Annotated in this window: 10 protein-coding genes and 1 pseudogene; 10 read left to right on the plus strand and 1 reads right to left on the minus strand. The window is 68.6% G+C overall.

Annotation, left to right across the window (positions count from 1 at the left end; translation table 11 throughout):
* Window positions 1–101: 101 nt before the first annotated feature.
* From ACFXKA_RS13765 to ACFXKA_RS13795, 7 genes and pseudogenes are all read left to right on the plus strand, one after another.
* Window positions 102–1,592 carry a nitrate/nitrite transporter gene (locus tag ACFXKA_RS13765; protein ID WP_379427441.1) on the plus strand — a complete coding sequence of 497 codons (1,491 nt, stop codon included), beginning with the start codon at window positions 102–104 and terminating at the stop codon, window positions 1,590–1,592.
* 24 nt (window positions 1,593–1,616) lie between these two features.
* On the plus strand, window positions 1,617–4,181 hold the full coding sequence (gene nirB, locus ACFXKA_RS13770; RefSeq protein ID WP_379427442.1) for a nitrite reductase large subunit NirB: 2,565 nt from the start codon (window positions 1,617–1,619) through the stop codon (window positions 4,179–4,181).
* Window positions 4,182–4,245: 64 nt separating this feature from the next.
* On the plus strand, window positions 4,246–4,641 hold the full coding sequence (nirD, locus tag ACFXKA_RS13775) for a nitrite reductase small subunit NirD (RefSeq protein ID WP_354834030.1): 396 nt from the start codon (window positions 4,246–4,248) through the stop codon (window positions 4,639–4,641).
* A pseudogene (locus tag ACFXKA_RS13780) lies at window positions 4,638–5,783 on the plus strand (uroporphyrinogen-III synthase); the annotation flags it as partial. The gene nirD and the pseudogene ACFXKA_RS13780, both read left to right, overlap by 4 nt.
* 263 nt (window positions 5,784–6,046) lie before the next feature.
* On the plus strand, window positions 6,047–6,859 hold the full coding sequence (locus ACFXKA_RS13785) for a sirohydrochlorin chelatase (RefSeq protein WP_379427443.1): 813 nt from the start codon (window positions 6,047–6,049) through the stop codon (window positions 6,857–6,859).
* Window positions 6,860–6,952: 93 nt separating this feature from the next.
* Window positions 6,953–7,228 carry a hypothetical protein gene (locus ACFXKA_RS13790; RefSeq protein WP_354834036.1) on the plus strand — a complete coding sequence of 92 codons (276 nt, stop codon included), beginning with the start codon at window positions 6,953–6,955 and terminating at the stop codon, window positions 7,226–7,228.
* 201 nt (window positions 7,229–7,429) lie between these two features.
* Window positions 7,430–7,837 carry a nuclear transport factor 2 family protein gene (locus ACFXKA_RS13795; protein WP_379427444.1) on the plus strand — a complete coding sequence of 136 codons (408 nt, stop codon included), beginning with the start codon at window positions 7,430–7,432 and terminating at the stop codon, window positions 7,835–7,837.
* A gap of 12 nt (window positions 7,838–7,849) precedes the next feature.
* On the opposite strand, the gene ACFXKA_RS13800 is transcribed toward ACFXKA_RS13795, so the two are convergent.
* Window positions 7,850–8,488, minus strand: coding sequence for a TetR/AcrR family transcriptional regulator (locus ACFXKA_RS13800; RefSeq protein ID WP_354834040.1), 639 nt, complete (start codon window positions 8,486–8,488; stop codon window positions 7,850–7,852).
* A gap of 116 nt (window positions 8,489–8,604) precedes the next feature.
* On the opposite strand from ACFXKA_RS13800, the gene ACFXKA_RS13805 reads away from it, so the two are divergent.
* The 3 genes from ACFXKA_RS13805 to ACFXKA_RS13815 form a co-directional block, all read left to right on the plus strand.
* Entirely contained in the window at window positions 8,605–9,987 is a 1,383-nt protein-coding gene (locus tag ACFXKA_RS13805; protein ID WP_379427445.1) for a flavin-containing monooxygenase, read from the plus strand.
* A gap of 12 nt (window positions 9,988–9,999) precedes the next feature.
* Window positions 10,000–11,148, plus strand: a complete 1,149-nt coding sequence (locus ACFXKA_RS13810; RefSeq protein ID WP_379427446.1) for a serine hydrolase domain-containing protein — start codon at window positions 10,000–10,002, stop codon at window positions 11,146–11,148.
* A gap of 58 nt (window positions 11,149–11,206) precedes the next feature.
* Window positions 11,207–11,701: AMP-binding protein (locus ACFXKA_RS13815; protein ID WP_379427447.1), on the plus strand; the 495-nt coding region annotated here is incomplete at its 3' end.

The raw sequence follows: 11,701 nt of genomic DNA on the forward strand, positions 1-11,701 counted from the left end.
CCGATATTCGTGAGCAACCGTTGATTTGCCGGTCATTTCGCGCAGCATCGACGCAATACCGATTTCCTACCTTGGGGCCATCCAGATTTCAGGAGGGCCTCTTGTTGACGACGCTGACCCGCAAGCGCGACATCGAGCATTGGGATGCCGAGGATGTCGTGGCCTGGGAAGCCGGTGGTAAGGACATCGCTCGCCGCAACCTGATCTGGTCGGTGTTCGCCGAGCACGTCGGGTTCTCGGTGTGGTCGATCTGGTCGGTCATGGTGCTGTTCATGCCGACCGACAAGTTCGGCATCGACCCGGCCGGCAAGTTCTTCCTGGGCGCGATGCCGACCCTGGTCGGCGGCTTCATGCGGATCCCGTACACCGTGGCCACCGCCAAGTTCGGCGGTCGTAACTGGACCATCGTGAGCGCGCTGCTGCTGCTGATCCCGACGCTGCTGACGCTGTACTTCGTCAACCAGCCGGGCACCTCCTACTCGACCTTCCTGGTCGTGGCCGCCTTCGCGGGCTTCGGCGGCGGCAACTTCTCCTCGTCGATGTCCAACATCAATGTCTTCTTCCCGCAGCGGCTCAAGGGCTGGGCGCTGGGCGTCAATGCGGGCGGCGGCAATATCGGCGTGCCGGTGGTGCAGCTGGTCGGCCTGGCGGTAATCGCCACCCTGGGCAACCACTACGGCAATGCCTCGGTGGTGTGCGCGGTCTACCTGGTCCTGATCGTGGTGGCGGCGCTGGGCGCGGCCCTCTACATGGACAACGTCAAGAACCAGAAGGCCGACCTGTCCTACATGATCAAGGCGCTGAAGGTCCCGCAGTCGTGGGCCATCGCCTTCCTCTATATCGGCACCTTCGGTTCCTTCATCGGCTACAGCTTCGCCTTCGGCCAGGTGCTGCAGATCAGCTTCAAGGCCGGCGGCGCGAGCGTCGCCGCGGCCACCCTGCACGCCGCGCAGATCGCCTTCATCGGCCCGCTGCTGGGTTCGCTGGCCCGCCCCTACGGCGGCAAGTGGGCCGACCGCATCGGCGGCAGCAAGGTCACGCTGCTCACCTTCGGCGCCATGACCGTGGCGGCCCTGGTGGTCACGGTGGCCTCGACCCTGGGTGATCACGCCGGGCACCCGCAGGGCGGCGTGCTGGTGGCCATGATCGTCGGCTTCACCGCGCTGTTCGTCATCTCGGGCTTCGGCAACGGGGCGGTCACCAAGATCATCCCGTCGGTGTTCGAGGCCAAATCCCGCTCCCTGGACGGTGATTCGGCCAGCCGGGCGGCCTGGGCCCGCAACACCTCCGGTGCGCTCATCGGCTTCGTCGGCGCCATCGGCGCGCTGGGCGGTGTCGGCATCAACCTGGTGCTGCGCTCCTCCTACGCCTCCACCAAGTCCGCGACCACCGCGTTCTGGGTCTTCATGGCCTTCTACGTGGTCTGCGCGGCCGTCTGCTGGGCGGTCTTCATGCGCCGCCCGAGCCTGCGCTCGCTGACCTCCGAAACCACCGACGCCGATGTCGTCGTCGAGGCCGAGGCTCTGGTCCTCGAAGCCGAAACCAGCTCCGCCGCAACCGATTCCTCGTCCACCTCGTCGGCTCGCGCCTGACGTCCATTCGCGAAAGGGACTGTCATGACCCACAGCATCGAACGCAAAACCGTTGTGGTGGTCGGCCACGGCATGGTCGGACACCGCTTCGTGGAGGCGCTGCGCTCCCGTGACGAGGCCGGAACCTGGCAGGTCATCGTCCTCAGCGAGGAGAAGCTGGCCGCCTACGACCGCGTCGGCCTGTCCTCCTACGTCGGCATCTGGGAGACGTCCGCGCTGGCGCTGCCCGGCAACGACTACGAGGGCGACACCCTGGTCGACGTCCGGCTCGGCGTGAAGGCCGACGCCATCGACCGCATCGCCCGCAAGGTCACCACCTCCACCGGTGAGGTGATCGGTTACGACGCACTGGTTCTCGCGACCGGCTCCTACGCCTTCGTGCCGCCGGTGCCGGGCCACGACGCCGAGGGCTGCTTCGTCTACCGCACGCTCGAGGACCTGGACGGCATCCGGGCCGCGGCCGAGGCGGCCGGTCCCGGCGCGGTCGGCATCGTGGTCGGCGGCGGTCTGCTCGGCCTGGAGGCGGCCAACGCGCTGCGCCTGCTGGGCATGACCCCGCACGTGGTCGAGTTCAACAAGTGGCTGATGCCGGCCCAGATCGACGAGGGTGGCGGCGCCATCCTCGAGAAGCTGGTGACCGAGCTGGGCCTGGCCGTGCACACCGGTGTCGGCACCTCCTCGATCGAGACCGTCGAGGGCGCGCCGGTCGCCGAGCGGCTGTCGGTCAAGTTCTCCGACGAGAGCGAATTGCGCGCCGCGGTCGTGGTTTTCGCGGCCGGTGTGCGTCCCCGTGACGAAATCGCCCGTACCTCCGGGCTGGATGTCGGCGAGCGCGGCGGTGTCCTGACCGATCTGAGCCTGCGCACCTCGGACCCGAACATCTACGCGATCGGTGAGGTCGCCGCGGTGGAGGGCGTCTGCTACGGCCTGGTCGCCCCCGGCTACAACACCGCCGAGGTGGTCGCCGACCGCCTGCTCGGCGGCGCGGGCGAGTTCCCGGGTGCGGACCTGTCCACCAAGCTGAAGCTGCTGGGTGTGGACGTGGCCTCCTTCGGTGACGCGCACGCCCGGACCGAGGGCGCGCTGTCGGTGGTGCTGCACGATGCGGCCAAGGGCACCTACGCCAAGCTGGTCGTCTCCGATGACGCCCAGACCCTGCTCGGTGGTGTGCTGGTCGGTGACGCCACCCAGTACTCGGCGCTGCGCCCGCTCGTCGGCCGCCCGCTGCCGGCCGATCCGGCCGCGCTGATCTCCCCGGCGGGTGCGGAACTGGGCGCGGACGCGCTGCCCGACGACGCCCAGATCTGCTCCTGCAACAACGTGTCCAAGGGCTCGATCTGCGGCGCCATCGCCGACGGCGCCTGCGACGTGCCGGCCATCAAGAGCTGCACCAATGCCGGAACCTCTTGCGGCGGTTGCGTTCCCATGCTCAAGAAGCTGCTCGAGCAGTCGGGTGCGGAGGTCTCCAAGTCGCTGTGCGAGCACTTCACGCAGTCGCGCGCGGAGCTGTTCCACATCATCCAGTCGACCGGCATCCGCACCTTCTCGGGTCTGATCGCCAAGTACGGCACCGGAACCGGCTGCGACATCTGCAAGCCGACCGTCGCCTCCATCCTGGCGTCCACCTCGAGCGAGCACATCCTCGACGGCGAGCAGGCCTCGCTGCAGGACACCAACGACCACTTCCTGGCCAACCTGCAGAAGAACGGCACCTACTCGGTGGTGCCGCGCATGCCCGGCGGTGAGGTGACCGCCGAGCAGCTCATCACCATCGGTGAGGTGGCCAAGGAGTTCGACCTGTACGTGAAGGTCACCGGTGGTCAGCGCATCGACCTGTTCGGCGCCCGCGTCGAGCAGCTGCCGCTGATCTGGAAGCGCCTGGTGGACGCGGGCATGGAATCCGGCCACGCGTACGGGAAGTCGCTGCGCACGGTGAAGTCCTGCGTGGGTTCGACCTGGTGCCGCTACGGCCAGCAGGACTCGGTCGGCATGGCGGTGCTGCTCGAAAAGCGTTACCGCGGTTTGCGTTCCCCGCACAAGCTGAAGCTGGCGGTGTCGGGTTGCGCCCGCGAGTGCGCGGAGGCGCGCGGCAAGGACGTCGGCGTCATCGCCACCGAGCACGGCTGGAACCTGTACGTGGGCGGCAACGGCGGTCTGACTCCGAAGCACGCGGTGCTGCTGGCCGGCGAGCTCGACGACGAGACGCTGATCAAGTACATCGACCGCTACCTGATGTTCTACATCCGCACCGCCGACCGGCTGCAGCGCACCGCGCCGTGGCAGGAGGCCCTGGAGGGCGGCATCGACTACCTCAAGCAGGTCGTCTGCGAGGACAGCCTGGGCATCGCCGCGGATCTGGAAGCGGCCATGGCCAGGCACGTCGAGGGCTACAAGGACGAGTGGGCCGCGGTGCTCGAGGACGAGGGCAAGCTGTCGCGCTTCGTGTCCTTCGTGAACGCGCCGGAGGAGTCGGACCCGACCATCGGTTTCGACGAGACCGGTGAGCGCAAGGTACCCGTCCTGCTCGGAATCCCGGACATCCCGGTCAATGCGACCCACGCCACAGAGACCGCCACGCACGGGAAATGACTGCTTAACCGCGAGGAAACAGGGCGCCGGTACCAATAGGTAGGGCGTTCGGAGGAGAGTACCGATGACCGTGATCGACACACCCGGCACCGCAGTCACGACCGTTTCGGGTTGGACACAGGCCTGCCGGCAGGACTATCTGATTCCCGGCCGCGGCGTGGCGGTCCTGTTGAAGGGTGGCCGCCAGGCGGCGCTGTTCCTTACCACCGACGGGACGCTGTTCGCCGTCGGCAATATCGATCCCTTCGGGCGCGCGGCGGTCATGTCGCGCGGCCTGGTGGGCGACCGCGGCGGTGTGCCGGTGGTGGCGTCGCCGCTGCTCAAGCAGGCCTTTTCACTGATCGACGGGCGCTGCCTCGACGATGACTCCATTTCCTTGCCGGTGTATGCGGTCCGCGTCGCGGACGGTGTGGTCTCGGTGTCCAACGACCCGGTCCAATTCATCGGCGGTACGGCATGACCGAGGTTGACAGCGGTACCCCGCTGGCCGGCTTCACGGTCGGTATCACGGCCGCCCGGCGCGCCGAGGAACTCGGCACCCTGCTGGCCCGCCGGGGCGCGAATGTCGTTTCCGCCCCGGCCATCCGGATCATTCCGCTGGCCGACGACACCGAGCTGGAGCGGGTGACACGGCAGCTGGTCGCGGCCCCGCCGCAGATCACCGTGGCCACCACCGGCATCGGCTTCCGCGGCTGGATGGAGGCCGCGGAGGGCTGGGGCCTGGCCGAGGAGCTGCGCGCCACCCTGGGCTCGACCCGCATGCTGGCCCGCGGCCCCAAGGCCAAGGGCGCCATCCGTGCCGCCGAGCTGCGCGAAGAATGGTCTCCCGCTTCGGAATCCAGCGCCGAGGTGCTGGATCACCTGCTGGCCCAGGGGGTCGAGGGGGTCCGGATCGCGGTGCAGTTGCACGGCGCCACCACCGAATGGGAACCGGTGCCGGACTTCTGCGAGGTATTGCGCTGCGCCGGAGCCGATGTGGTTCCGGTTCCGGTCTACCGGTGGATTCCGCCGGAGGACCGTACTCCCATGGACCGCCTCATCGAGGGCATCGTCACCGCCGGACTGGATTGCGTGACCTTCACCAGCGCTCCGGCCGTGGCGTCACTTCTCATGCGCGCCAAGGAGACCGGGCTGCTGGAGGCCGTCCTGCACGCCTTCCGCACCCGGGTGCTGCCGGCCTGCGTCGGCCCCATCACGGCCGCGCCGCTGGAGGAGCTGGGCGTCACGACGTCCATGCCCGGCCGCGCCCGTCTGGGCGCGCTGGCCCGCCACGTCGCCGAGGAACTTCCCCGGCGCGCCAACCGGATTCAGGCCGCCGGGCACCTGCTCAGCGTCCGCGGCGGTTGCGTCGTCGTGGACGGCCAGGTGCGCCAGCTGGCCCCCGCGCCCATGGCGCTCATGCGTTCCCTGGCTCGCCAGCCGGGCCGGGTCGTCTCCCGTGAGGACCTGCTCGCCGCCCTGCCGGGTGGTGGCGACGATACCCACGCCGTGGAGACCGCCATCGCCCGTCTCCGCGCGGGCCTCGGCACCCCCAAGGCCATCCAGACCGTCGTCAAGCGCGGCTACCGGCTGGCCCTGGACCCCGCCGAGTGCACCGACAATCCGCACCCGGAGGGTCCGAATCAGGCTGCACGCCAGCAAGTTCCGGCGCACACCCAGGGTCTGGGCGCGCGCCGCGAGCTGCCGCCGCGCATCCCCGGCACCCGTGCGCCGCACGCGGAGGTCCCGCCGCCCGCCGCGGCGGCCCGCCGCCCGGTCGCCCCGGTGAACGGGACGGCCCGCCCGGTGGGCTTCCCGGCGCAGTCCGTCTCCGCCGCCCGCCCCGCGGTGGCCGCGCGCCCCGGCCGTCCGGCCGGGAGTGCGTGGTGAGCGCGCCGGCGCTGGTGCTCGTCGCGCACGGCACCCGGAGCGCCCGGGGTGTGGAGATGATCGCCGAACTGGCGGGAGCTGTAGTGCGGGAGCTGGGTGCGTCGGCGCTCGCGCACGGTGTCCGCGGCGGGGTCGCCGAGACAGGTGCCGGTGCCGATTTCGGGGCCGCATCGGCATCGTTGCGTGAGATCGCGATCGCCGGTACGCCGCGGGTGCGCACCGCGTTCGTGGATGTGCTGGGACCCTCCCCGGCCGAGGTGTTGCGGGATCTGGATCCGGTTCCCGCCGTGGTGGTTCCGGCCTTCCTGGCCTCGGGCTACCACGTGTACCAGGACGTGCCGCGAGAGGTGGCCGCGAGTGCTCATGACGCGGTCGCGGTCACCCAGGCGATGGGTCCGGATCCGGCGCTGGCCGAGGTGATGCACCTGCGGCTGCGTGCGGCGGGCTGGCGGCCGGGGGACGCGGTGGTGTTCGCCGCCGCGGGTTCCTCGGACGCGCGGGCGCGCCGGGATGTGCGGCGCGCGGCGCGCCTGCTGTCGGAGCGCGTCGGCACCACCGCCCATCTGGCCTATATCGCGACCGGCGAGCCCAAGGTGCCGGAAGTGGTTGCGGCGGTGCGGGCTTCGGGCGCGCGGCGGGTCTTCGTGGCCTCCTATCTGCTCGCCCACGGGCTGTTCCACCAGCGCCTGCACGAGGCGGGTGCGGACGGTGTCGCCGAGCCGATCGGTGTGCACCCGGCCGTGGTGCGCTTGCTGACCGATCGCTACTTCGCGGCGATAGATTCGCTGACGGCCGTCCGGGTCGCCTGATCGGCACGGTCCGGGCCCGCTCGGATTAGGGGCTCGCCCCGGTCCATTAGGGGCCCGGCCCGAAACCGAAACGCCCAATTCCCCTATCACTTGGTGATTTTCGATCCGCATGGCAACCTTTACCGCAATTCGGTAAAGACCCTGGAGGATCCCCACGTGAAGAAGTTTGTCGTCGCCGCTGTGATCGCGGGCGGTATCGCCGGCCCGGCCGCCACCGCCGCCGCCGATTTCCCCACGATCTACGACCCGTGGACGGCGTGCATCAAGTCGGGCCAGACCTATGACCAGTGCCAGGCGCTGGTCAACAACACCCAGCCGACGGATCAGGGCGCGGGTTTCGGCTGGACCGGTTCCGCCGCCGGCCACTGAATTCCAAAACAATTTAATTTCAGATTCCGGGCCGACGCCGAATAGCGTCGGCCCGAGTCGTATCTGTGTGATACACACCACAGTGGCTACTCCTTAACGGTGGTTAAGGCGCTCCGCTTATGTACCGTCCCGCAGCCTGGCCGGTCTCGCTCACCGGTATTCGCCGGGTCCCTTCGGTGCGGCGGCGATCAGGATGGCGGGATGTCGCTCGAACATCCCGCCCGCCGTGCCGGACTCGCCTCGCAGGCGGCGGTGCGCGCCAAGCGCAAGGCCGAGTGGCTCGCCCTCTTCGTGGCGGACGCGCGCGTCGAGGATCCGGTCGGCATCTCCCCGTATGACCCGGTGGGCGAGGGGCATTCGGGGCACGAGGCCATTGCGGCCTTCTGGGACAAAGCGATCGAGCCCAGCCGAATCGAATTCGAGTGGGCCGATTCGTTCGCGTGCGGCGATGAAGCGGCCTTCACCGGGACCATTCGCAGCGCACGCCCCGAGGTCGTCGTCGAGGTTGATCTCGTCGCCGTCTATCGCGTGAATGCGGAGGGGAAAATTGTTGCCCTGCGGGCGTTCTGGGAACTGGACCGCGCCCGCGTCACGCCGATCTCGGAGTAGCCCTCCGGGGGATCAGCCCTTCGGGGTCTGCAGGGCCGGGAACCAGATGTCGGTGAGGACACTCGCGGCTTCCTCGGCGGAAACGTCGATGGTGCCCTGCATGGCCCAGCGGGTGAAGAACCGTTCCAGTTGGGCGACAAGGAGTTCCACGCGCAGGCGCGCTTCGTCCTGGCGGTCGGCGGGCCAGCGGGACAGGTAGGAGCTCATGACATTGGGAAGGGCCATGATGCCCTCTCGTGCCACTTCCCGGAATTCGGGTTCCAGCGTCGTCGCCTCGTCCCAGGCGGGCAGTAGGTCCTTGTACTCCTGGAACCAGTCGATGGCGCGCCGCATCCAGGCGGCGAATTCCTCCCGCGAGCCGGTGTCGAGCACGTGGTCGAGGTCCTCGTAGAAGTGCTGGACGCTGGGCAGCGTGCCCTGCTCGGCGATCGCGCGCAGCACATCCGGTTTGCCGGTGAAGTGCAGGTAGAAGGTGGCGCGACTGCAGCCGACGGCGGCGGCGATGTCGTCGACGCGGACGGGCGCGTACCCCTGCGTGGTGAACAGCTGTTTGGCCGCGTCGATGAGCCGGCTGCGGGTCAGCCGCTTCTGTTCGTCGCGCAGCGAAGTGCGCCGGGGTGCGTCGGGGTGGTCTACGTCGGATCGGGTCACGCTTGAATAATAGACGCAAGTTCACTCACTAGACACGCTGTCTAGCGAGTGTTAGCGTGTGTGGCACATCACGTCCGGCAGGGCTCCAAGACCCGTCGCCGAACCAGGAGAGTGAATTGGCTGCGCTATCTGCACACAATCGTGAGCTGCCCCGGGTCGCCATCATCGGCGCCGGCCCGTCGGGCATCACCGCCGCGAAGCGGCTCGCCGAATACGGCATCCCCTTCGACTGCTACGAAGCCTCCGACGAGGTGGGCGGCAACTGGTACTACAAGAACCCGAACGGTATGTCGGCCTGCTACCAGAGCCTGCACATCGACACCTCGAAGTTCCGGCTGCAGTTCGAGGACTTCCCGGCGCCCGAGGAATGGCCGGACTTCCCGCACCACAGCCAGCTGCACCAGTACTTCAAGGATTACGTCGACCACTTCGACATCCGCGACCGGATCATCTTCAACAACAAGGTGACCTCGGCCGAGCGGGGCGCCGACGGCCTGTGGACCCTCACCACCGATCAGGGCCGCGTCGAGACCTACGACGCGCTGATCGTGGCCAACGGCCACCACTGGGATCCGCGCACCCCCGACTACCCGGGTGAGTTCGACGGCACGCTGATCCATTCGCACTCCTACAACGACCCGTTCGACCCGATCGACATGCGCGGCAAGCGAATCGTCGTGGTGGGCATGGGCAATTCCGGCCTGGACATCGCCTCGGAGCTGTCGCAGAAGTTCATCGCCTCGAAGCTGTGGGTCTCGGCCCGCCGCGGCGTGTGGGTGCTGCCCAAGTACGTCGGCGGCAAGGTCGGCGACACCCAGGTGGTGCCCGCGTGGATGCCACCCAAGGTGGCGCTCAAGCTCAAGCAGCGCTTCGTGGTCAAGAACCGCGGCCGCATGGAGGATTACGGCCTGCCCAAGCCGGATCACCTGCCCTTCGAGGCGCATCCGTCGGCGAGTGAGGAGTTCCTGCACCGGGTCGGTTGCGGCGACATCGATTTCAAGCCGGCCATCACCCGCCTGGACGGCAAGACCGTGCACTTCGCGGACGGTTCGTCCGAAGAGGTGGATGCGGTGGTGTGCGCCACCGGCTATCACATCAGCTTCCCGTTCTTCACCGATCCGGCGCTGCGACCGGATGCGAGCAACAAGCTGCCGCTGTGGCGTCAGATGCTGAAGCCCGAGATCGACAATCTCTTCTATCTCGGCCTGGCCCAGCCGATGCCGACCCTGGTGAACTTCGCCGAGCAGCAGTCCAAGCTGGTCGCGGCGTACCTCTCGGGCAACTACCGGTTCCCGTCGCAGGCGGATATGAACACCGCCGTGGCGAAGGCGGAGGCCGAACGCGCCGAGCGCTATTACAACTCGCCGCGGCACACCATTCAGATCGACTTCGACGTCTACGTCCGCGAGCTGAAGAAGGAACTCACCGACGGCGCGCGCCGGGCCGCCGCCGCGGGCAACACGCTGCCGGTGCGCAGTCGCGCGCTGGTGCGGGCGTAGGGAGCGGTCAGGATGAGCGACGTGGCTGGATTCTGTGCCGACGAATTCGAGTCTGTCCGTGCGGCTTTCACCGAGCAGGTGGAGTCGGGCGCGGAGCTGGGCGCCTCGGTGTGCGTGACCGTGGACGGCGAAACGGTGGTGGATCTCTGGGGCGGCTGGGCCGATCCGGAGCAGACCCGGCCGTGGACCGCGGACACCCTGGTGAACACCTTCTCCATCACCAAGACCATGGTCGCGCTGAGCGTGCTGCTGCTGGTCGACCGCGGTGAGCTGGACGTGCACCAGAAGGTGGCCCACTACTGGCCCGAGTTCGCGGCCAACGGCAAGGCCGATATCGAAGTGCGGCATCTGCTTTCGCACACCTCGGGCGTCTCCGGCTGGGAGGCCCCGATCGTGTTGTCGGACATCTACGACATCGACGCGGCCACCGATCGCCTCGCCGCGCAGGCGCCCTGGTGGGAGCCGGGCACCGTCTCGGGCTATCACGCCATGAACTACGGCCACCTGCTGGGCGCGGTGATCAAGCGCGTCACCGGCCGCCCGCTGGGCCGCTTCTTCGCCGAGGAGCTGGCGCAGCCGCTGGGCGCGGACTTCCACATCGGCACGCCCGCAGCCGATTTCGACCGCATCGCCACCCTGGTGCCGCCGGACCTCCCCGAGTTCGACCAGTCGCTGCTGCCGCAGGACAGCGTCATGTTCAAGACGCTGTTCCAGCCGCTGCTCGACTTCGCCGAGTGCGCGACCCCGGGCTGGCGGCAGGCGGAGCTGGGCGGCATGGGCGGCCACGGCAATGCCCGATCCATCGCCCGGCTGCAGTCGGTGATCAGCAATGGCGGCGAGCTGGCCGGCCGGAAGTTCCTGTCGGACAAGACCATCGACCTCATCTTCGAGCAGCAGTCCGACGGGGTGGACCTGGCCATCCTGCTGCCGCTGCGCTTCGGCATCGGCTACGGCCTGCCCCACGCGCAGACCGCGCCGCAGGTGCCGGACGGCCGCGTCTGCTGGTGGAACGGGCTGGGCGGCGCGCACGTCGTCAACGACCTGGACCACCGCGTCACGTTCGCCTACGCCATGAATCGCATGGCTCCCGGCCTGATCGGCTCCGAGCGGGCCGACGCCTACATGAAGGCGACCTTCGACACAGTGAGGGGACGTGCGTGACGGGCCTCACTCGGGCAAGCTGCGAAGGTTCGCGCAATCGGATTCGAGGACTTGATTCATGACCAACGCTGTTGATCTGCAGGCTCTGGCCGCGCAGGTGGCCGGGAAGCTGACCGGGCCGGGTGGGCCGTTCGAGATGGCGGTCGAGCCGGTGCTCGGGGTGCCGATGCCGGTGTTCGAGCATCGTCACGGTTCGCTGCTGGAGCTGCTGGAAGCCTCGCGTGAGCTGGGTGATCGTGAGTATCTGGTGTCCGCGCGGACCCGCTACACCTTCGCCGAGCATTACGCGGCCGCGGGCGCGCTGGCCGCGGCGCTGGCCCAACGGTACGGGGTGGGCAAGGGTGACCGTGTCGGCATTCTGGCCGCCAACACGCCGGAGTGGGTGCTGACGTTCTGGGCCGCGCAGCGATTGGGTGCGATCCCGGTCGGCTACAACGCGTGGTGGGTGCCGCGCGAGATCGCCTACGGCCTCGAGCATTCCGCGCCGAAGGTGGTGATCGCCGACGCCAAACGCGCGGCGCTGGCCACCGAGACCGGCACCGATATTCCGGTG

The organism is Nocardia sp. NPDC059228 (genome assembly GCF_042754245.1).
Lineage (GTDB): Bacteria > Actinomycetota > Actinomycetes > Mycobacteriales > Mycobacteriaceae > Nocardia.